The 21794-nt window shown below is 72.8% G+C and carries 19 protein-coding genes; 4 read left to right on the top strand and 15 right to left on the bottom strand.

The window, feature by feature from the left end; genetic code table 11:
- Positions 1–41: 41 nt before the first annotated feature.
- From WIS52_RS25390 to WIS52_RS25320, 15 genes are all read right to left on the bottom strand, one after another.
- Complete coding sequence (locus WIS52_RS25390; RefSeq protein ID WP_349300898.1) at positions 42–1043, bottom strand: NAD(P)-dependent oxidoreductase; 1002 nt, start codon at positions 1041–1043, stop codon at positions 42–44.
- Complete coding sequence (locus WIS52_RS25385) at positions 1040–1681, bottom strand: hypothetical protein (RefSeq protein WP_349300897.1); 642 nt, start codon at positions 1679–1681, stop codon at positions 1040–1042. The genes WIS52_RS25390 and WIS52_RS25385 overlap by 4 nt, the downstream gene beginning before the upstream one ends.
- A 32-nt stretch (positions 1682–1713) precedes the next feature.
- Complete coding sequence (locus WIS52_RS25380; protein WP_349300896.1) at positions 1714–2523, bottom strand: sugar phosphate isomerase/epimerase family protein; 810 nt, start codon at positions 2521–2523, stop codon at positions 1714–1716.
- Positions 2520–4025 carry a tripartite tricarboxylate transporter permease gene (locus WIS52_RS25375; protein WP_349300895.1) on the bottom strand — a complete coding sequence of 502 codons (1506 nt, stop codon included), beginning with the start codon at positions 4023–4025 and terminating at the stop codon, positions 2520–2522. The genes WIS52_RS25380 and WIS52_RS25375 overlap by 4 nt, the downstream gene beginning before the upstream one ends.
- A 1-nt stretch (position 4026) precedes the next feature.
- On the bottom strand, positions 4027–4524 hold the full coding sequence (locus WIS52_RS25370) for a tripartite tricarboxylate transporter TctB family protein (RefSeq protein ID WP_349300894.1): 498 nt from the start codon (positions 4522–4524) through the stop codon (positions 4027–4029).
- Complete coding sequence (locus tag WIS52_RS25365; protein ID WP_349300893.1) at positions 4521–5510, bottom strand: Gfo/Idh/MocA family protein; 990 nt, start codon at positions 5508–5510, stop codon at positions 4521–4523. The genes WIS52_RS25370 and WIS52_RS25365 overlap by 4 nt, the downstream gene beginning before the upstream one ends.
- 53 nt (positions 5511–5563) lie before the next feature.
- Entirely contained in the window at positions 5564–6604 is a 1041-nt protein-coding gene (locus WIS52_RS25360) for a Bug family tripartite tricarboxylate transporter substrate binding protein (RefSeq protein WP_349300892.1), read from the bottom strand.
- 205 nt (positions 6605–6809) lie between these two features.
- On the bottom strand, positions 6810–8000 hold the full coding sequence (locus tag WIS52_RS25355) for a CaiB/BaiF CoA transferase family protein (RefSeq protein ID WP_349300891.1): 1191 nt from the start codon (positions 7998–8000) through the stop codon (positions 6810–6812).
- A gap of 32 nt (positions 8001–8032) precedes the next feature.
- A complete protein-coding gene (locus WIS52_RS25350) occupies positions 8033–9037 on the bottom strand; it encodes a TRAP transporter substrate-binding protein (RefSeq protein ID WP_349300890.1) in 1005 nt (334 codons plus the stop codon).
- Between the two features lie 10 nt (positions 9038–9047).
- The gene (locus tag WIS52_RS25345) at positions 9048–10337 is read right to left on the bottom strand and encodes a TRAP transporter large permease (protein ID WP_349300889.1); all 1290 of its coding nucleotides are present in this window, start codon (positions 10335–10337) and stop codon (positions 9048–9050) included.
- 1 nt (position 10338) lies between these two features.
- Positions 10339–10911, bottom strand: a complete 573-nt coding sequence (locus WIS52_RS25340) for a TRAP transporter small permease (protein ID WP_349300888.1) — start codon at positions 10909–10911, stop codon at positions 10339–10341.
- A 44-nt stretch (positions 10912–10955) separates the two neighbouring features.
- On the bottom strand, positions 10956–12281 hold the full coding sequence (locus WIS52_RS25335; protein ID WP_349300887.1) for an MFS transporter: 1326 nt from the start codon (positions 12279–12281) through the stop codon (positions 10956–10958).
- 6 nt (positions 12282–12287) lie between these two features.
- Positions 12288–13265 carry a MaoC family dehydratase gene (locus tag WIS52_RS25330; RefSeq protein WP_349300886.1) on the bottom strand — a complete coding sequence of 326 codons (978 nt, stop codon included), beginning with the start codon at positions 13263–13265 and terminating at the stop codon, positions 12288–12290.
- A 59-nt stretch (positions 13266–13324) separates the two neighbouring features.
- Positions 13325–14359: a hypothetical protein gene (locus WIS52_RS25325; RefSeq protein WP_349300885.1), complete on the bottom strand. Its 1035-nt coding sequence runs from the start codon at positions 14357–14359 to the stop codon at positions 13325–13327.
- 76 nt (positions 14360–14435) lie between these two features.
- A complete protein-coding gene (locus WIS52_RS25320) occupies positions 14436–15638 on the bottom strand; it encodes a CaiB/BaiF CoA transferase family protein (RefSeq protein ID WP_349300884.1) in 1203 nt (400 codons plus the stop codon).
- 209 nt (positions 15639–15847) lie between these two features.
- Between WIS52_RS25320 and WIS52_RS25315 the strand changes: the two genes are divergently transcribed.
- The 4 genes from WIS52_RS25315 (at position 15848) to WIS52_RS25300 (ending at position 21724) form a co-directional block, all read left to right on the top strand.
- Positions 15848–17236 (top strand): MFS transporter, encoded by a 1389-nt coding sequence (locus WIS52_RS25315; RefSeq protein WP_349300883.1) that lies wholly within the window; start codon positions 15848–15850, stop codon positions 17234–17236.
- A 38-nt stretch (positions 17237–17274) separates the two neighbouring features.
- Positions 17275–18969 carry a thiamine pyrophosphate-binding protein gene (locus WIS52_RS25310; RefSeq protein WP_349300882.1) on the top strand — a complete coding sequence of 565 codons (1695 nt, stop codon included), beginning with the start codon at positions 17275–17277 and terminating at the stop codon, positions 18967–18969.
- Between the two features lie 74 nt (positions 18970–19043).
- The gene (locus WIS52_RS25305; protein ID WP_349300881.1) at positions 19044–20246 is read left to right on the top strand and encodes a CaiB/BaiF CoA transferase family protein; all 1203 of its coding nucleotides are present in this window, start codon (positions 19044–19046) and stop codon (positions 20244–20246) included.
- A complete protein-coding gene (locus WIS52_RS25300) occupies positions 20243–21724 on the top strand; it encodes a xylulokinase (protein ID WP_349300880.1) in 1482 nt (493 codons plus the stop codon). The genes WIS52_RS25305 and WIS52_RS25300 overlap by 4 nt, the downstream gene beginning before the upstream one ends.
- Positions 21725–21794 lie beyond the last annotated feature (70 nt).

Raw genomic sequence — 21794 nt, 5'->3', positions numbered from 1 at the left:
GTTGCTCCGCTCCGGAACCGTCGACCATCGATGTCGCAGGATCAGCGCGGGTGGCGGGCGCGCAGGCGCGCGTCGGCCGACGGGTCGAGCGTCGTCGCCGGGATCCGCCCGGCCAGCAGCTCGGCCACGTGGTGCGCGGTGTTCATCGGCTGCCGGCCGAGCCCGGCCCCGGTCAGGTTGCCGATGTGCGGGGTGGCGATGACGTCGTCGCGGCCCTGGAAGCGCGGGTGCGGCATCTCATCGTGCCCGCTGCCGACATCCATCGCGACGCCCGCGATCCCGCCCCGCTCCAGCGCCCGGTGCAGGGCGTCCTCGTCGACGACCTGGCCGCGGGAGCAGTTGACCAGCCAGGCGTCCGGCCGCATCGCCCGCAGGACGGGTTCGCAGACCAGGTGCCGGGTCTGTTCGGTCGCCGCGGTGAGCAGCACGACGAAGTCCGACCGGGACGCGAGATCCTCCAACGGCACGACCGACCGGCCGTCCACTTCGGAGAGAAACGGGTCGGTGACCAGCACGTCCGCGCCGAACGCGTCCAGCAACCGGGCGACCCGGCGCCCGACCCGGCCGTGACCGACGACCCCGACGGTCGAGGACGCGAGCTCGCTGCCCAGCTCCGGCGCCGCGGGCGCGCCCACGGCGTAGGCGCGGGCGTAGCGCGGGATCCCACGGGCCGCCGACAGGAGCAGTGCCAGCACCAGCTCGGCGGTCGACTCGACGTACCCGGGCTCGGCGGGGACGACGAGCACGCCCGCCGCGCTCGCCGCCTCGACGTCCACCCGGCTGCAGTCGACCCCGCTGCGCGCCACGGCGACCAGGTCGGGCAGCTCGGCGAGGACCTCGCGGGGCAGCGCGGTCTCCCGGTCCAGGACGACGACCGGGCACCCGCGGGCGGCCTCGACCAGCCCGGGCCCGTCGTACGGCGTGTCCGCCGGGTTGGTCCGCACCGGCCCGGACGCGCGCAACGCGGCCACCGCCGCGTCGCCGAACCACATCTCGCGGGCGGTCGTGCGGTGGGTCAGCAGGATGGTGTCCGGCGTGGTCACGACCCGGTCAGCTCGCACTGCAGCTGGTAGGTGCCGACCACGGCGGGCCGGTCCGGGAAGACCTCGGCGACGGTGTCGGTGAGGAGCTTCGCCACGTCGCCGGCCCGCTCCCGCCGGTAGCAGTCGAGGAAGACGGCGGTCTCGGGCAGCGCGATCTGCCGGCTCTTCTGCAGCGCGGTCCGGGTCCCGCTGAGCTCGGGGTTGCACCGGATCAGCCGGACCCCGGCGACGCCGGGGACCTCGGTCAGCGCGGCCAGCCGGTCGGTCGCCGCCGGGGACGGCGCGGTGCCGGGTTCGAGGTCGATCCGGGCGGTGACGAGGTGCCCACCCTGCTGCACCCCGGTGACGAGCAGGTCGTCGCAGACCCCGCGGATGTTGTTGCGGAACCGCTGGGTCGCCTTCAGCGACCAGTCGGTCGGCGCGTCGAGCTTCGCGCGGTAGTCGCCTCCGGTGAGGACCTCCGGCCCGGCCAGCTCGTAGTAGGTGAAGTAGGCGATGTCGGCGTCGATGGCCTCGTAGCGCCGGCCGCGGAGGAATCCGGGGATGCTCACGCGTTCCGGCATGTGCTCGCGGGTGTGCCACTCGTTGAACTCGTCGTCGAAGTCCGTGTCGATGTCGTTCCAGATCGCGATCGACACGGATCCCTGCGCATGCACTTCGGTCGTTCTCCTCACCCGAGATGGTCGTCGATGTCGCGGCGCGCGGCGCGCGCCCTGTCCTCCGGCGGCAGCCGGGCGTGCGGGGCGTAAGGCACCTCGTACTCGACGTCGCAGGTCCCGGGCACGGCGGCGACGACCTCGCGCACCGGCAGGCCGCCCGCGCCCAGCGGGAGCCGGGCGGTGCGGGCCTCCTCGCGCAGCGCGTCGAGGCCGCCCGCCGTCGGGTCGGCCGGGGCGTCGCACAGCTGGACGAGCGCGACCGCGCCCGGATCGAGCCGCCGCACGTCGTCGGGTCCGGCGCCGCAGCGGCGCAGGTGGAGCAGGTCGAGGGTGATCGCCGCGCTCGGGGACCCGGCCTGCCGGACCGCGGCCACCGCGTCGTCCAGGCAGGTCAGCGAGCTGTACGGGATGAACTCGAGCGCCACCCGTACGTCCGCGGGTTCGGCCAGCTCGCAGTATCGCGCGAACATCTCGACGGCCCGGCCGGGTTCGAGGTCGAACGCGTTGACGACGAGGACGGGTGCGCCGAGGCCGTGCACGGCGTCGACGACGGCACGCATGGCGTCCCCGGTCAGCGCCGGGTTGAGCTGGAAGCAGGTCACGTTGGAGATGCCCACCCCGGTCGCGCGGGCCTGCGCGGCCAGGTCCGCCACCGCAGCGGGCCGCAGACCCTCGAGGTCCCCGGGCCCGCCGGCGCTGCGGGGGGTGAGCCGTACGCCGCAGTCGGCGAACCCGGCCGCGGCGGCCGCGCGCACGGTCTCCTCGGGGGTGACGGCCAGGGTCAGGTATCCCAGCGCCACCTCGTCCGGTGTGACGATCACGGGGCGCCCCCGGTGCCGGCTGGGAGCCGCGTCCGGGGGCGGGCCCCGCGGGCGAGGGTGACCACCAGGAGCACGGCGGCCACACCGAGGATCGCGGCGGTGCTGGGCCGCGAGACCATCGCCGTCACGTCACCGCGCGCCAGGGTCAGCGCCCGGCGCAGGTACTCCTCGGTCAGCGGGCCCAGGATGAAGCCCAGCACCAGCGGCGCGACCTCGAAGCCCCGCCGCAGCAGCAGGTAGCCGATCGCCCCGAAGAACGCCATGGTCACGATGTCGAGGGCGCTGTTGTTGATCGAGTACACCCCGACGCACATCAGCACCACGATCGTCGGCATCAGCACCCGCCGGGGCACCGCGAGGATCCGGACCCACACCCCGATCAGCGGCAGGTTCAGCACCACCAGCAGCAGGTTGCCGATCCAGAAGCTCATGATCAGCGCCCAGAACATCTCCGGTTCCTCGGCCACGAACGTCGGCCCGGGCTGGATGCCGTGCATGATCAGCACGCCGAGCAGCAGCGCCATCGTGGCGTCGCCGGGCACGCCGAGCGTCATGGTCGGGATGAACGCCGTCTGCGCCGCCGCGTTGTTCGAGGTCTCCGGCGCGACGACGCCCTCGAGCGCGCCCTTCCCGAACCGCTCGGGGGTCTTCGACACCCGCTTCTCGACCACGTAGGACATGAACGACGCCACGTTCGTCCCGGCGCCGGGCAGCGCCCCGACGAACGCGCCGAGCGCGGTCCCGCGACCCATCGGCGCGACCGAACGGCGCAGGTCGGAACGGGTGGGCAGCAGCGAACGGAGCCGCAGGTCGGCCGGGACCACCGGCACCGACCCGCGGGTGAGCCCCGCGATGACCTCCGAGAGTCCGAAGAGGCCGATCGAGAGCGCGACCAGGTTGATCCCGTCGGCCAGGTACAGCGAGCCGAAGGTGAAGCGCTCCTGGCCGGTCTGCGAGTCGGTGCCGACGAAGCCCAGCATGATCCCGACGAGCATCATCGCCAGGCCCTTGACCTTCGACCCCGACGCCAGCGTCAGCGAGGCGACCAGCCCGACGACCAGCAGCGCGAAGTAGTCCGCGGCGGTCATCATCAGGCCGATGCCCGCGATCGTCGGGGCCAGCGCGATCATCAGGACGATCCCGGCGGCGGCGCCGACGAAGGAGCCGATCGTCGTCATGCTCAGCGCGAGGCCGGCCCGGCCCTGCTTCGCCATCGGGTATCCGTCGAAACAGGCCACCGCCGAGGACGGGCTGCCGGGCAGGTTGAGCAGGATCGACGCGGTCGAGCCGCCGTAGAGGGTGCCGTAGTACACGCCGGCGAGCAGGATCAGCGCGGCGTCCGGGGGGACGTGGAAGCTGATCGGGATCAGCAGGGAGACCGCGGCGAGCGAGCCGATGCCGGGCATCACCCCCACCAGCGTGCCGAGCGTGACGCCGAGCAGGCAGAACAGCAGCAGCTGCGGCTGCAGGACCGCGGTGAGACCGAGGAGTACGTCGTCCATGTCAGGGCACCGTCGGCAGGATCGGGAGGGGGAGGCGCAGCCCCAGGACGAAGGCGCCGACGACGAGCACGAGCAGGCCCGCCATCGTCGCGGCCAGGCCCCGGCCGGTGCGGAAGTCGAGCCGGGTGGCGAGGACGTAGACCACCGCGGGCACGGTGAGCAGCAGCCCGAGCCCGCCGACGAACGCGGCGAACACCAGAACCGAGCCGATCACGACGACGACGTCGGTGACCTCGCCGGCCACCGGTCCCGCCGCCGCGGTATCGGCGCCGGGCCGCGACCGGATGTCCCCGGCCGCGACGGCGCACCCGGCGCCGAGCAGCAGCAGCCCGGTGACCAGCGGGACGAGTCCGGGGGTGGTCTCGCCGCCGCCGGTGAACCAGGTGCCGAGCGCCGTCGCGACGACGAGCGCGCCGAGCAGGCCGAGCAGCGCCCCGGGGAGGGCAGCCGTGATCGTCCGGGTGGAGCCGGTCGTCCCGATGTCGGGCACCGGTGTCACCCGGCCCTGCGGTAGACGTCCTCGACGAGCGCGAGCGTCGCGAGCTGGTCGGCCATCGAGGTGTCGAACTCGCCGCCGTCGCGGACCCGGTCGACGAAGTGCCGGACCGAGTGGTCGAACGAGTCCTGCCGGGCGGTGGCCTCGTCGTACTCGACGGTCTTCCCGTGTGCGCCGGTGATCGTCAGCACCGAGCGGTCGAGGGTGACACTGCTCCGCGTCCCGGTCAGGACGAGGTGGTCACCCTCCCGGTAGTGGTGCCCGGCGGCCACCATGCAGCCGGTGACGACGACCGGGAGCCCGTCGCCGGTGGTCAGCAGGATCGCCGCGCTGTCCTCGCCGACGACGTCGGGGGAGGTCCGGCGGGTGACGGCGCCGACGACCCGGGTCTCCCCGAGGAGGTACCGCAAGGTGTCCAGCTCGTGGATCAGCGACTCCGCGACGAGCAGCCGCTCCTCGGCGGCGAAGAACGGCTGGCGGCGCAGCGCCGGGATCGAGCCGTCGGCGTCGGCCAGGAGGTTCGAGCGGGTCAGCGACATCCGCGCCGAGGTGATCGTGCCGACGTGGCCGGCGTCGATCCACTCCCGCAGCTGCCGGAAGTACGGCCGGAACCGCCAGTTCTCGTTCACCATCACCCGGGTGCGGCCGCCGACCTCGGCGACCAGTGCCTCGGCCTCGGCGAGCGTCGGGCACAGCGGCTTCTCGCACAGCACCGGGACGCCGTGTTCCGCGGCGAGCAGGACGAGGTCGCGGTGGGTCTGTCGCGGGGTGATCACGTCGAGGGCGTCGAGGTCCTCGGCGTCGAGCATCCGTGCGGCGTCGGTGTAGTGCCGGGCGATCCCGAACTCCGCGCCCCGGTCGGCCGTGCGGGCGGGGTCGGGATCGCACAGCGCGACGACTTCCGCACGCGGCTCGTTCCGCCAGGCGACGAGGTGGTCTCGGCTGATCATGCCGCAGCCAACGACCCCCACCCGCAGTGTCTCCGCCATCGTGCCGGTCACCTTCCGTCTCGTGTGGACCTCTGACTGCGCTCGCACCCCGATCAGACCGCCGCCATGCCGGACTGGCGGGCTACGTCGCCGAACCGGACGTAGTCCTGCTCGATCCGTTGCTGGAACTCCGCCGGTCCGAGCGGGCGCGGGCGCAAGCCACCGCGGACCAGGCGTTCGCTCAGCGGTGGCGCCCCGACCGCCCGGGCCACGTGCCCGGCGAGGAGCTCGACGACCGGCGCCGGTGTCCCGGGCGGGGCGTGCAGGCCGAACCAGTTCTGGCAGTCCGCGAGCGGCCCGACGCCGACCTCGGGCGAGGCGGGGATGTCCGGGATGCCGACCTCCCGGTCCCGGCCGGTCACCAGGATCGGGCGCAGTGCGCCCTGCTCGATGTAGTCGGCGACGGCGGGGTAGACGTTGATCGCGAACTGCACCTGGCCGTTGAGCAGGTCCGGGATGAGGGTCGCCGAGCCCGGGTAGTGCACACCGTCCATCTCGATCCCGGCGAGCTGCAGGAAGTACTCGGTCCCGAGGTGCAGGTTCCCGCCGGCCCCCGAGGTCCCGTAGATCAGCGAGCGCGGCTCGCGGCGGACGTGCGCGCGGAGCTCGTCGACCGTGTGGATCGGGAGGCTGGGGTGGACGGTGAACACGAAGTCGCCCTCGCCGATCAGCGAGATGTTGCTCAGCTCGGTCCGGGGATCGACCCGCAGCCCGGACGAGGTGTGCGGCAGGACCGCGATCTGGCCGACCGACGAGATCATCAGGGTGTGGCCGTCCGGGGCGGCACCGGCCAGCTCGTTGAGCGCCAGCGCACCCCCGGCGCCGGGCTTGTTGAGCACGACGACCGGGGAGCCGAACTGCCGGCCGAGGTAGTCGGCGGTCATCCGCGCGACGGTGTCGGTGAGCCCACCGGGGGAGAACCCGACGAGGATCTCGACCGTGCCCGTCGGGTACGCCCCGGCCGAGGCGTCGGCCGGCCCGCCGGCGAGCGCGCCGTACGCGTGCCGTAGCGGGAGGGCGGCGGCACCGGCGCCGACGACGCCGAGCAGGCCGACCATCTGGCGTCGGCTGAGCCGTCTTTCGGAATCGCTCATGGTCGGCGGTGACCTCGTGATATCGATCCGTCAGGGGAGCGGAACCGGTGCGGTGGCACCGGTTCCTGCTGCTGACGGGCTCGTCAGGAGCGTCACCAGCCCGTCATCGCGTCACGAAACTACGTGATGACCGCCGACGACACAACCGTTCGCAAGGCGAATTTCCGTATTTGTTAGACGGTTCGCTCGGCGAACTGTCCGGTGTTCAGACCGCCCCGGCCGCGCGCAGCTTCTCCACCCCGGCGTCGTCGAGGCCGAGCAGCTCGGTGAGCACCTCACCGGTGTGCTCACCGACCGCCGGCACACCCCGGCGCACGGTCCCCGGTGCGTCGCTGAGCTTGGCCGGCATCCCGAGCTGGGTGATCGACCCGAGCACCGAGTGCCCGCCCTCGACGAGCATCCCGCGGGCGGCGAGCTGGGGGAGCGCGGCGGCCTCGTCCACGGTCAGCACCGGTCCGAACGGGATCCGCTGCGCGTCCAGCAGCGCGGAGACCTCGTCGGTGGACAGCTCCCGGGTCCAGGCGCTCACCTCGGCCTCGACGGCCTCGATGTCGGCCATCCGGCCGGCCACGTCGCGCCACGTCCCGTCCGCCAGGGACGGCCGTCCCATGGCCTCGCACAGCCGGGGGAACAGCGGGTCGGTCCCGGCGTGCAGGTAGATCCACCCATCGGAGGTGGGGAAGGTGTTCGCGGGTCCGCTCAGCGGGTCCCGGGACCCGGTGCGCTCGGCCGGGGCGACACCGTTCGCGGCGGCCACCGACGTCGTGCCGAGGCAGGAGAACAGCGCGTCCAGCGACGCGACGTCGACCACCTGCCCGCGCCCGGTGCTCGTCCGGTGGTGCAGCGCGGTGACCGCGCCGAGCGCGCCGTAGACGCCGGTCAGGTGGTCGGCGACGAACGTCCCGGCCGGCAGCGGCGGGTCCTCCGCCCGCCCGGTGCGGCTCATCAGCCCGGACATGGCCTGCGCGATCGCGTCGAACAGCGCCCGGCCGGCCATCGGGCCGTCCTGCCCGAACCCGGACAGCGAGACGACGACCAGGCGCGGGTTGAGCTCGGCCAGCCGCTCGTGGGACAGACCCATCGCCGCCATCGTCCCGGGCCGGTAGTTCTCGACGAGGACGTCGCAGCGGGTGACCAGATCGGCGAGCAGTGCCACACCGTCCGGGTGCCGGGTGTCGACCGTGATCGCCCGCTTGTTGCGGTTGTAGGTGGCGACGTAGAGGCTCTCGCCGTCGAGGAACGGGCCCAGCCCGCGGGCGTCCTCGCCGCCGGGGCGCTCCACCTTGATCACGTCGGCGCCCAGGTCGCCGAGGATCTGCGCGCACAACGGCCCGGCGATGAACCGGGACAGGTCCAGCACGCGGATCCCGTCGAGCGCTCCGGCGGGTTCTGGCATGGCGATCGTCCTCTCCTTCGACTGCGGGGTACTCAGGGCCGGCCGGCGGCGTCGAGGATCTCGACGATGCGCTGCCCGTCCGGGCCGAAGCGCTGCGCGAACCCGGCCGAGGTCGGTGCGACGCGGTCCGCCCAGGCCTCCCGGTCGGTGATCTCGATGATCTCGACGCCGTCCTCCTCGAGCTCCGTGAGGGCGTCCACATTGGCCTGCTCCAGCGCGGCGCGCTGCTCGGCGGAGACCTCGTCGACGGCGGCCTGGACCAGCTCGCGCTGCTCGGGCGCGAGCGCCTCCCACGCGTCGCGGCCGTATACGATCGACAGCGGGTGGTAGACGTGCTCGTCGAGGGTGAGGTAGGGCGCGACCGAGCCGTAGCCGCCGCTGCGCAGGTCGTCCGGCGAGCCCTCCAGCGCGTCGATGGTGCCGGTCTGCAGGCCGGTGAAGGCGTCGCCGAGCGGCATCGACACTCCGCGGGCGCCGAGACCGTTGGCCATCCGGACGTAGAGATCGCTGCCCGGGACCCGGAGCTGCTTGCCCTGCACGTCGTCGAGCGAGCGGATCGGGCTGGTCGAGATCAGCGTGCGCGGTCCGTTGTAGAACGTGCCGAGCAGGGTGAAGCCCTTGTCGGCGTACATCCGCTCCAGCAGCGGGGTCGCGTCGTCGAACGCCCGCGCGAGCTGGTCGAGGTCGTCGAAGGCGTACCACTGCTCGAACAGCGCGGTCTCCGGGACGAACAGCGCGATCCCGGCGGTCCCGGTGTGCGCCATCTCCAGCGAGCCCTCGCGGACGCCCTCGATGTGGACCTGCTCGCTGCCGAGCGCTCCACTGTGGAACACGTCCATCCGGACGGCGCCGTCGCTGCGCTCCTCCACGAGCTCGGCCATCCGGTCGACGGCCTTCCCGAACGTCGTCGACGCCGGGTAGATGTTGCCGTAGCGGATCACCAGAGGTTCCTCACCGCCCGCCGGGGAGCCGCAGGCGGTGAGCACCAGGCAGATCGCTGCCAGCAGCGCGGCCGGCAGGGCACGGGCGCGTGTCATGTCGACTCCCTCATCCGCCGACGAGCGACGGGATCGCGGTGGCCAGTGCGGGGAACGAGATCAGCACGGCGAGGCTCAGGACGAGCGCGCCCCAGAACGGCACCAGGGGCCGGACCATCGCGGTGAGCGGGACCCGGGCGATGCCACCGGCGATGATCAGGTAGCCGCCGACCGGCGGGGTGACCGCGCCGATGGTGGCGGTCAGCACCACGACGACGCCGAGGTGCAGCGGGTCGAGCCCGAGCTCGCCACCGATCACCGCGACCGGCGCGGCGAACATGATCAGCAGCGGGGTGACGTCGATGAACATCCCGAACAGCAGCAGCGCGAGCACGATCAGGACCAGGACGACGATCGGGTCCGTCGAGATGCCCGAGACCGCGCCGAGCAGGGAGTCCTGGAACCGCAGCCGGGTCAGCACGTTCGCGAACAGGCCGGAGGTGGCGATGATGAACAGGATCGCCGCGCTGGTGCGGGTGGCCGCGGTGACGACGCCGGTGAGCTCGCGCCACCCGCGCAGCCGGCCGAAGGCCACCAGCCCGAGCAGCAGGGCGACGAGCACGGCGACCACGCCGACCTCGGTCGCGGTGGCGAACCCGGTGAGGATCGCGGCCACGATGATCGCCGGGACCAGTGCCGCGGCGAGCCCGCCCAGCGCCGCGCCGCCGAGCGCGGCGAGGCTGAAGGGCTCGGGGTCCTGCTGGAAGCCGCGCCGCCGGGCGGTGACGTAGGCGACCGCCATGAGGATCACGCCCATCACCAGCCCGGGCAGGATCCCGGCCAGGAACAGGCTGCCGACCGAGGTGTTGGTGAGCGAGCCGTAGACCACGAACAGCACCGACGGCGGGATGATCGGGCCGACCGTGGCGGTGGCCGCGGTGATCGCCGCGGAGTAGGCGCGGTCGTAGCCCTTCTTCTCCATCTCCGGGATCAGCACGCTGCCCAGCGCCGCGGTGTCGGCGGCCCCGGAGCCGGAGACGCCGGCCATCATGATCGAGCCGACCGTGTTGACCTGGGCCAGGCTTCCGCGCACGTGCCCGACCAGCGCGAGCGCCAGCCGGATGATCCGCTGCGTCACCCCGGAGGCGTTCATCATCTCGCCGGCGAGGATGAAGAACGGGACGGCCATCAGCGCGTAGCTGTTCATCCCGGCGAAGATCTGGTGCGGCACCAGCGTCAGCGGGACGGCCAGGTCGGCCAGCACGATCACCGCCAGCGCGGACAGGCCGATCGCCACCGCGACCGGCATGCCGAGCACCAGGAAGCCGATCAGGAGCCCGAACAGGAGCAGCATCTCCATCTCAGACCTCCACCGGAGTGTCGGCGCCCACCGGGCCGCGCGGTGCGCGGCCCAGCAGCGCCTCGGCGAACCGGACGACGGTCTCGAGCAGCATCAGCGCCGCGGCGACGGCCAGGACCAGGTACGGCACGGCCATCGACAGCCCGAGCTGCGGGGTGTGGCTGGCCTGCTGGATCAGCACCGTCTCGGTGCCGAACCAGGCCAGCACCCCGAACAGGCAGGCCGAGAGCACCTGGTTGACCGCCGTCAGGGCCTGGAAGCCGCGGTCGCCGAGCCGGTCGGTGAGCACCGTGACCGCCATCTGGGTGTTCTGCCGCAGGCCCTGCGGCACCACCAGCAGCACGGCCGCGACCAGGCAGAAGGTCGTCAGCTCGGACGCCCACGACATCGAGGGCAGGGCGGGGATCTTGCGGGCGGCCACGGCCAGCGCGGTGACCGCGACACCGGTCGTGACCAGCGCGACGGCGGCGCCGATCGTGACCCGGTCCAGGACGGGGACGATCCGGTGGTAGCGGTCGATCAGGAGGTGCGCGCGGCCGGGTGGCGCGGCGGTCGCGACGTCGTCGTCGTGCACGGGGGGACTCCCGGATGTGTCGGGCGGGTCGGGGAGGGGGCGGCTCAGACCGTGCCGCGGTAGGTCTCGCGGGTGCAGGCGACCGTCACGATGGTGATCACCGCCGAGGCCGCGACGTAGACCGCGACCGGCCACAGTGCACCGCCGGCCCAGATGGTCAGCGCGGCCGCGACCGTCGGGGCGAGCCCGCTGGTGACGACCGAGGCGAGCTGCTGGCCGACCGAGATGCCGGTGTAGCGCACCTTCGTGCTGAACAGCTCGGAGAACAGCGCCGGCTGCACCGCGTACGTCGAGCCGATCGCGAACACGTAGCCGACGATCATCGCCAGCCACAGCAGCACCATCGAGCCGCTCTCCAGCAGCCAGGTGAAGGGGAACGCGAACAGCAGGGTGAACACGGCGCCGAACAGGTACACCGGGCGTCGTCCCACCCGGTCCGACAGCAGCCCGAACAGCGGGTAGGCGATCGCGATGAAGGCGGCCGCGACCGTCGTCGCCAGCAGGATCGGGGTGCGGGGCAGGTCCAGGTTCCCGGTCGCGTAGGACAGCGCGAAGGTCAGGATGATGTAGGAGAACACGCCCTCGGAGCTGCGCAGGCCGATCGTGGTCAGGATGCTGCGCCACTGGGTGCGGAACACCTCGACGACCGGCAGCTTCACCTGCTGCTGCTCGCGCTTGAGCTTCTCGAACGACGGCGACTCGGCGACCGCGAGCCGGATGTAGAGGCCGACCGCGAGCATCACCGCGCTGAGCAGGAACGGGATCCGCCAGCCCCAGGACAGGAACTGCTCCTCGGGCAGCAGCGCGAACAGCGCGAAGATCCCGGTCGCGGCGATGAGGCCGAGCGCGTTGCCGATCTGCGGGAAGGTGCCCCAGAAGCCGCGCTGCCTCGGCGGTGAGTGCTCGACGACCATGAGCACGGCGCCGCCCCACTCACCGCCGACGCCGAAGCCCTGCACCAGCCGCAGGAACACCAGCAGCACCGGGGCCCAGATCCCGATGGTCTCGTAGGTCGGCAGCAGGCCGATGGCGAAGGTCGCGACGCCCATCACCAGCAGCGTCAGCACCAGCATCGACTTGCGGCCGATCCGGTCGCCGTAGTGCCCGATGACCACCGCGCCGAGCGGGCGCGCCAGGAACCCGACGCCGAGCGTCGCGAACGCGGCGAGCGTCCCGACGGCCGGGTCCAGGTCCGGGAAGAAGATCCGGTTGAACACGATCGCCGACGCCGTGCCGAAGATGAAGTAGTCGTACCACTCGACCATGGTTCCGACGAGGCTGGCGGTGGCGACCCGGCGGATGGTGCTCGGTGCGGCCTTCTGCTCGGACTCGGCCTGCGCGGAGCCGGCCGGCTCGGTGGTCCCGGACATGGGGCCTCAGCCCTCGGCGACCGGGGCGTGCGCCCAGCCGACGGCGGTCTTGCGGCCGGCCTCGTTCTCCACCCAGACCTCGCTCTCGAGGTGCCGGGCGCCGTCGTGGTCGACCGTGCCGAGCACCGCGCCGCGCGCGGTGACCAGGTCGTCGACGTAGAACGGGTTGACGAACTTGACCGACAGGTGCCCACCGGTCACGAAGGACGGGCCGTGGAAGGCGGTGCACATCCGGCTCAGGTAGCCGACCTGCTGCATGGCCTGCGCGACGGTCCGGTCCATCCCGACCTTCTTCGCGCCGGCGGCGTCGGTGTGGATGTTGGAGAAGCCGCGGCCGCCCCAGGAGAAGACGTACATCTGCTCCTGCGAGATCCGGGTCGCGGCCGGGGCGAGCGGGGTGCGCTCGGCCAGGTCGAACGACGCCCGCTCGGCCGGGGTGACGTCGAGCGCCTCGCCGGTCACCGCGCGGGCCGGGGCGGGGGCGCGCGAGCCGCCGACGACGTCGGCCGCCCGGGTGTGCATGATCTCGGTGCCGCGCCGGGTGACCAGCGGGCGGCCGTCCTCGCCGTGCGCCTCGGCCTCCATCACCACGTAGCCCTGACCGCGGCGCTCGTAGGTCTCGACGTAGCGGCCACCGATCGTCACCTTCTCCCCGATCCGGATCGGGGAGTGGAAGCTGATGTTCTCGTGGGTGTGCAGGCCCTCGGCGGTGTTGCCGTCGAAGTTGGCGTAGAAGAGGAACAGCAGCTCGTTGCAGAGCAGCGCCGGGTGCGCGGCCGGCGCGCCGTCGTGCGTCAGCGCACCGGCGGCCGGGTCGTCCTGGGCGAAGACGTAGTTCTTGACCAGCCGGTCGTCGACGGTGATCTCGAACGGGCCGAACTGCTCGCCGATCTCGATGTTCTCGAACAGGGCCGGCTTGGTGCCCGTCCACCAGGGCGTCGTGGTGCCGCCGATGAGTGCGGGCTGCTGCTCGGTGGTCGTCATGGATCCTCCTGCGGGAGCGGGTCGTGAGTGGTTGTCGTGGCTCTGACCACGACATCCACTCACGGGTGGGTGGATGTGGACGGCTCGGCGCCGGTCGCGCCGGCGGGCACGGTGGCGCTGGCCCAGCCGACGGTGGACAGCCGGCCGTCGGCGCGCCGGACCCACACCTCGGTCTCGACGAGGCTGCCGGAGTCCGACGGGGTGACCGCCGTGACGACGCCGGTGACCGTCAGCGGCTCGAAGACCTCGACCGGGGCGACGAACTTGACCCGCAGCCGGCCGCCGGTGAACAGCGACTCGCCGAAGAAGCGGGTCAGCATCGCCGTCACCAGGCCGCACTGCTGCTGGCCCTGGACGATCGGGATGCGCAGGCCGCCGTCGCGGGCGACGGCGAGGTCGGAGTGCACGTTGCGGACGTACTCGCCGCACCGGGAGAAGACCGAGGCCTGCTCCTGGGTGATCGTGAACTCCAGCTCCGGCAGCGCCGCGCCGGGCACCACGGTGTCGGTGCCGAGCCGGGCGACCGGCAGGTCCGGGTCGGCCGTGCCGGAGATCCGGCCGGGGCCGCCGGAGCCGCCGTCGCCGGTGGAGCCCCGGCCGGCGACGTCGCCGGGCCGGGTCCGCAGGATCTCCACCCCGCGGTGGCGCAGGACGCTGCGCCCGCCCGGCCCGGAAGCGGTCGCCTCCATCACGACGTAGTCCTGGCCGCGCCGGGTGTAGCTCTCGGTGTAGGTGCCGGCAAGCGTGATCTCGTCACCGAGGAACGCCGGGCTGTCGAACCAGAGCTGCTCCTCGGTGTGCAGACCGACGGTCCGGCTCGCCGCGTAGCGGGTGGTGAACAGCTGCACGAGATCGTTGGACAGCAGCCCGGCGTGCGCGATCCGGCCGCCGAACGGGCTGTCGTGCAGGTGCCAGGGGTGGTGGTCGTCCTGGGTGAAGGCGTAGCGCTTGATCTTGTGGTCGTCGACGACGAGCGTCACCGGGCCGAGCGCCTCGGGGATCTCCAGGTTCTCGAAGATCGGCTCCTTCAGGCCTGCCTCGGGGTCGACGCCGTCCGCGACCACGCGGGGGTCGGTCAGGTCGCGCCAGGTCATGGCGGTGCTCCTCGTGCTCGGATTCGGGGGCGTGCTCGGATTCGGGGGCGTGCTCGGATTCGGGGGTGGGGAAGTGTCAGATCGCGCCGGCGTCGGCCAGCGCGCGGACCCGCTCGTCGGAGTACCCGAGGAGGCGGCCGTAGACCACGGCGTTGTCCTCACCGGCCGTCGGGGGAGCCTTGCGGGCCCGCGCGGGCGTCGCACCCAGCTTGATCGGCATGCCCGGCAGGACGAGCGTGCCCAGCTCGGGGTGCTCGACCTCGATCATCATCTCGCGGGCCTTCACCTGCTCCGAGTCGGTCACCTCGGCGACCGTGGCGACCGGCGACGACGGGATCCCGGCCGCGGCGAGCCGGTCGCAGATCGTCGTGGTGGATTCCCGGCGGGTCCAGCCGCGCACGATGTCCTCCAGGGCCTCGACGTGCGTCAGCCGGTCGGCCTGGCCGCGGAAGCGCGGGTCGTCGGCGAGGCCGGGATCCTCCATCGCCGCGGCGAGCCGGGGGAACAGCGCGTCGGTGCCCGCGTGCAGGTACACGTACCCGTCGGCAGTGGGGAAGGTGTTGGCGGGCACGGTGATCTGGTCCCGGTTGCCGGTGCGCCCGCTGGTCTCGCCGAGCATCGCCCAGGCACTGGGCAGGGTGCCCATGCAGGCGAACAGCGCGTCCATGCAGGCGATGTCGACGTGCTGGCCGAGCCCGGTGCGCTCGCGCGCGGCCAGCGCCATCATCGTGCCCATCACGCCGTGGAAGCCCGCGGTGTGGTCGGCCAGGAACGCGCCGGCCATCGTCGGTTCGCCGTCCGGGGACCCGGTCATGCTCATCAGCCCGGACCCGGCCTGGGCGATCGCGTCGAACAGCGCGCGGTCCCGGTTCGGCCCGGTCTGCCCGTACCCGGAGATCGACACGAGCACGGTGCGCGGGTTGATCTCGTGGATCCGCTCCCAGCCGATGCCCATCTTCTCCAGCGTGCCCGGCCGGAAGTTCTCGACGACCACGTCGCTGCGCGCCACGAGCCCCTCGAGGATCCCGAGCGCCTCGGGATGGCGGGTGTCGAGGGTGATCCCGTGCTTGTTCCGGTTGAACATCATCGTGTAGAGGCTGTGCCCCCGGTGGAACGGCCGGTGCCGCCGGCCGTCCTCGCCACCGGGGCGCTCGACCTTGACGACCTCGGCGCCCATGTCGCCGAGGATCTGGCAGCACAGCGGCCCGGCGATGAACCGGGAGAGGTCCAGCACCCGCAGGCCGTCCAACGCGCCGGGTGACTGATGGTCCACTGCCACGGCGACCTCCTCGTCGCAAAAGGCTAGACGTCTACTCAATTGGATTGAGTCACGCCACACTGTGATCCGTCAAGGGGTCCGGTGCCGGGCACCCGGAGGCCCGGGCCTTGACGGTGATGGGCCGGTGTGTTGTTCTCGGTAAGTCTAGCGATCTAGACAACTTCGCCGGACTCCCGGCGCCCCCGACCCCTCACGACAACGGAGTCAGTGTGAGCACCACACCCGCGGCCGCGCGGCCACCGCAGACCGAGGCGGAACGCACCGCCCTCGCGCGTCGCGCCGCCACCGCCAGCCTCGTCGGCACGGCGATCGAGTGGTACGACTACTTCATCTTCGGCACCGCGTCGGTGCTGGTCTTCGGCGCACTGTTCTTCCCCAGCGAGGACCCGCTCGCCGGCACCCTGGCCGCGTTCGCCGTCTTCGGCGTCGGGTTCTTCGCCCGGCCGCTCGGCGGAATCGTCTTCGGCCACATCGGTGACCGGCTCGGCCGCAAGGGCGCCCTGGTCACCACGCTGATGATGATGGGGATCGCCACGTTCCTCATGGGCCTGCTCCCCACGACGGCCCAGATCGGCGTGCTGGCCCCGATCCTGCTGGTGCTCCTGCGGATCATCCAGGGCTTCGGCGTCGGCGGCGAGTGGGGCGGCGCCGCGCTGGTCGCCGTCGAGTACGCCCCGGAGGGCAAGCGCGGGGCCTACGGCAGCGCCCCCCAGATCGGCAACGCGATCGGCCTGGTCGCCGCGACCGGCATCTTCGCCCTGGTCGCCCTGCTGCCCGACGAGCAGCTGTTCAGCTGGGGCTGGCGGATCCCGTTCCTGATCAGCATCGTGCTGGTCGCGGTCGGGCTGTTCATCCGGCTGAAGCTGACCGAGACCCCCGCCTTCGTCGCCGCGCAGGAGGCGGCCGCGGCCGCGAAGGCCGATGGCGCCGCCCCGGCCGAGGAGGAGCAGATCCCGCTGCGCCGGCTGCTGCGCCTCGAGCGCCGCCCGCTGCTGATCGCGATGGGCCTGCGGCTCGGCGAGGGGATCTTCGGCTACGTCCTGCTGACGTTCGTGCTGACCTACGCCGCGAACTACACCGACCTCGACCGCTCGGACGTGCTCTGGGCGAGCTGCATCGCGGCCGGCGTCGCGATCTTCACCTACTACTTCATGGGCCGGCTCTCGGACCGGATCGGGCGGCGCCCGGTCTACCTGCTCGGTGCCGGTGTGGCCGCGGTGATGACCTGGCCGATCTTCCTGATCCTGGACACGAACTCGTTCCCGCTGGTCGTCCTCATGATGGTGGTGGCCTACTCGATCGGCATCGGCGCGCTCTACGGCGTGCAGCCGGCGATGTTCTCCGAGTTGTTCAGCACCCGGACCCGCTACACCGGCATCTCGATGGCCGCGCAGTTGCCGAGCATGGTCGTCGGGGTCTGGCCCTACGTCGCGACGTCGCTGCTCATCGCCACCGACGGAGATCCCTGGCCGGTCGTGCTGATCACCATCGCGATGCTCGGTGTCGGCGCCTGGTGCGCGGTGCTGTCCAAGGAGACCCACCGCAGCGACATCGTCGACCCGGCCACCGCCGACCGGCCCGCCGGCACCTCCTCCTGATCCCCCCACCGCATCCGTACCACGGAAGGACACTCCCCATGTCGGAGAAGATGACCGGCGGCCAGCTGGTCGTGAAGATGCTCGAGTCGCTCGGCGTCCGGCGCGTCTTCGGCGTCGTCGGCGGGCAGACACTCGCGATCACCGACGCGATCATCGACACCCCCGGCATCGAGATGGTCCACACCCGGCACGAGAACGCCGCCGCGGTGATGGCCGACGCCTACGGACGTCTCACCGGCACCCCGGCGGTCGCGATCGCGACTACCGGCCCCGGCGCCACCAACCTGCTCACCGGTGTCGGCGGCGCGTTCCGCGACTCCAGCCCGGCGATCATCATCACCTGCAACAACAACGGCGAGAACATCCACAAGGACGACGCCCAGAACGCCGACCACGTCAAGATCTTCGAGCCGTTCACCAAGTTCAGCCGGCTCGTCGCGCACGCCTCGTCGATCAAGCAGGCGATGGAGGAGGCCTACGTCGCGGCCATGACCGGCAACCCCGGTCCGGTGCACCTGGACTTCGCCCGGGACACCATCGAGAACGTCGTCGACGCCCCGCCCGCGGTACCCGCGACGCACCCGTCGCGGGACTGGGTCGGCACCCGCCCGGTCCCCGCTCCGTCCGCGATCGCCGAGGTCGCCGAGCGGGTGCTGGCCGCCGAGCGCCCGGTGATCTGGGTCGGCAACGGCGGCAACCGCGCCAAGGCCGCCGACGACGTGCTGGCGCTGGCCGACGCGCTCAACATCCCGGTCATCACCACGTTCAACGGTATGGGGGCGGTCCCGACCGACCACCCGCTGGTGTTCGGGGCGCTGTCCCGGATGGGCACCGCGCTCACCTCCCGGGTGCTCGCCGAGTCCGACCTGGTGCTGGCGCTGGGCAACAGCCTCAACGCCGTCTCCACCAGGCGGTGGAAGACCCCGCTGCCGCCGGTCGTCCAGGTCGACGTCGACCCGACCATGATCGGGCGCTACTACTCCGAGACGACCACCGGCGTGGTCGGGGACCTCGGCGCGTTCTGCACCTCGATGATCGAGGCGACCGCCGGTGGCGCCGCCGCGGCCCGGGAGTCCCGGACCGGCTGGGTCGCCGAACTGGGGGAGGCCGAGAGCAGGTGGTGGGCGCTCACGGAGTCCCGCGAGCCCGAGACCCCGGGCACCGTGTCCCCGGCCGTCGTCGTGCGGGCGCTGCGTGAGGTCACCCCCCCCGAGGCCGTGCTGATCCCGGACGCCGGCAACCCCGGTGTCTGGTCGTTCCTCTGGGAGATGCCCCGGCCCTACCGCTACATCAAGCCGGTCGGCTTCGGGAACATGGGCTTCGCGCTGCCGGCGGCGATCGCCTCGGTCGCCGACGATCCGGAGCGCCCGGTGCTCGCGCTGATCGGGGACGGCTCGCTGGGCATGAGCCTCGGCGAGATCGAGACCCTGGCCCGCACCGGCGGCCCGGTCTGCATCGTCGTGCTCAACGACTCCAGCTACGGCAACATCCGCCAGGAGCAGGAGCTGCACTTCGACGGCCGCACCATCGGCGTCGACTTCGACGAGGTCGACTTCGCCAAGGTCGCCGAGGGGATGGGCGTGCCCGGCCGGCGGGCGACGACCGTCGACGAGCTCGTCGACGCGGTCAAGCAGGCGTTCGCGAGCGGGCGCCCGGCCCTGGTCGACGTCGTCCTCGACCGTGCCGCCAACGCGTGGACCTACGAGGCCTTCCTGCCCCATCAGGCAGGCTGAGGCGCGAACGATCGCCCGGATCGCCGCCGCCCCGCCCGGGGCGGCGGCGGCCGGTCACCGGAAGGGAACAGACAGTGCAGTCCGCCCCGCACGCCCCCGGCCCGCTGGACGGGGTCCGCGTCCTCGACCTGTCCCGGTTCATCGCCGGCCCGAGCTGCGCGCAGATGCTCGCCGACTTCGGCGCCGAGGTGGTCAAGGTCGAGCGTCCCGACGGCGAGGACGCGCGCCACCACGAGCCGTACTACGAGGGCGAGAGCGTCTACACGATGCTCTACAACCGCAACAAGTTCGGCGCCACGCTCGACACCCGGCACCCCGACGCGCTCGGGATCCTCGAGCAGCTCATCCGGTGGGCCGACGTGGTGGTCGAGAACTACCGGCCGGGCACCATCGAGAAGATGGGCATCGGCTACGAGCGGATGACCGAGCTGAAGCCGGACATCATCCTCACCTCGATCTCCGGGTTCGGTCAGACCGGGCCGCTGTCGCGGCGGGCGCTGTTCGACGCGATCGCCCAAGCGTCGTCCGGGCTGATGGACACCACCGGCGAGGCCGACGGCCCGCCCACCCTGACCGGCACCTACATCGCCGACTACGTCACCGGCTACCAGGCCGCGCTGGGCACGTTCGCCGCGCTCATGCACAAGGAGCGGACCGGCGAGGGCCAGCGGGTTGACGTCGCCAGCCTGGACTCGATGTTCGCCACCCTGGGCACCCGGCTGATCAGCCACCTGATGCTGGGCGCCGAGATGCCGCGCAACGGCTCGCGGGACCTGCTGACCGCGCCGGTCAACGTCTATGCCTGCGCCGACGCGCAGATGTACATCCAGGCCGGGACGAACTCGCTGTGGCCCAAGCTCTGCCACGCCATCGGGCGCGACGAGCTGGCCGTCGACGAGCGGTACCGGACCGTGCCCGGGCGGATGGCGCACGTCCCGGAGCTGGAGGCCGTCGTCGCGGACTGGGCCCGCGAGCGGACCGCCGAGGAGATCAGCACCGTCCTGGAGACGGCCGGCATCCCGTTCGCGAAGGTGGCGACGGTGCCCGAGGTCGCCGAGTCCGAGCAGATCGCCGCCCGGGACATGGTGGTGACCTCCGAGCACCCGAAGCTCGGCACGATCCGGATGCCCGGCAACCCGATCAAGATGGAGAAGTCCCCGCCGACCGTGCGCAAGGCCCCGCCGACGGTCGGCGAGGACAACGAGCACGTCTACCGCACGATCCTCGGGATGGACGACGCGGAGCTGGAGCGGCTGCGCTCGTCCGGAGCGGTGTGAGCGGGACGCGGGTCGTCGCCGTCGACGTCGGGACCTCGGCGGTGCGCGCCGCCGTCGTCGCCGGCGACGGCACGGTCGAGGCAGGCGTGCGGGTGCCGCGCTCCGGCGGTGTCGGCGGCGAGCACTTCGACGCCGAGCAGCTCTGGTCCGATGTGGTCACCGCGCTGGGCCGGGCCCGCGCGGACGCCCCGGGGGCCGTGTCCGCGCTGGGGATCGCCGGGCACATCGGGACGGTGGCGGTCGACCGGGACCTCTGCCCGGTCGGGCCCGCCACCGGGTGGGCCGACTCCCGCGGCGCGGACCTGGTCGCCGCGCTGCCCGGGCCGGTCCTGGACCGGATCCGGGAGACCAGCGGCCGCCCGGTGCCCGGGGCCGGCGGGCTCGCGCACGCGCTGGACCTGCACGCCCGGCACCCGGAGCTGGTGGACCGGGTGCACGCGCTGCTGTCCCCGAAGGACTTCCTCGTCGCGCGCTGCATCGGCACCCCGGTCACCGACACCGTCGACGCCGCCTACACGCTGCTGTTCGACGTGCGCACCCGCACCTGGGACCTCGACCTCGTCGCCGAGCTGGGTCTGCCTGCGCACTGGTGGCCCGCGGCGGCCGGTCCGGCGGAGGTGGTCGGCGGGCTGCGCGACGACGTCGCCGCCGCGACCGGGCTGCCCGCCGGGCTCCCGGTCGTCGCCGGTGGGCCGGACGGGTCGGCCGGGATCGGGCTGCTGCTCGGCGGGCGCACCGACCTGATCGCCGACGTCGCCGGCACCACCGACGTGCTGGGCCGGCTGCGCACCGACCCGGCCGGGACCGCCGGCGGGGTCCTGCTCAACCCCGCGCTGGGCGACCGGCGCTGGGTGGCCGGCGGCCCCACCGGGCTCACCGGGGGAGCGGTCGCCCGCTGGCGCGAGCTCGCCGGGAAGGTCGACGAGGACGTCGTCGACGCCGTCGAGCCGGGCGCGGACGGGCTGCAGATGATCCCGGCCCTGTCCGGCGAGCGGTTCCCGCGCTGGCGCCCCGCCGCCCGCGGCGCCGTGCTCGGTCAGTCGCCCGACCACGGACCGGCGCACCTGCTGCGCGCCGCCCGCGAGGGCGCGGCCTTCACCGTGCGCGAGGGCGTCGACCTGCTCGACGCCGGGGACCCGCCCGGCTCGACGACGGTGATGCTCGCCGGTGGCGCGGCCCGCTCGGCGGCGGTCGCCCGGCTGCGCGCCGACGTGCTGGGCCGGCCGGTCCTGGTCTGCGACGACCCCGACGTCACCCTGCTCGGCGCCGCGGCCCTGGCCCGCGCGGGTGCGGGGCAGGATCTCGACCGGGCGCTCGAGGACCTGCGGCCCCGCCTGCACCGCATCGACCCGGACCCCGCCCGGGCCGCCCGCTACGGCGAGCTGTACCCGGCCTGGCTCGAGGCCCGCGCCCGGATCGCCCCGGACGAACCGGCGCACCGCCCGGAACCGGCGGCCGTGCCCGGCGCGACCCGGTGACCTCCGGCCCGGTCACCCGCGACCCGGTGGCCGGGGACGCGGCGCGCCGCGGACCGGATCGCTCCGACGC

It is taken from the genome of Pseudonocardia nematodicida, assembly GCF_040105385.1.
GTDB classification, from domain to species: domain Bacteria; phylum Actinomycetota; class Actinomycetes; order Mycobacteriales; family Pseudonocardiaceae; genus Pseudonocardia; species Pseudonocardia nematodicida.
The sequence above is the reverse complement of the archived record's forward strand: the minus strand, read 5'-3'. Positions and strand labels throughout refer to the sequence as shown.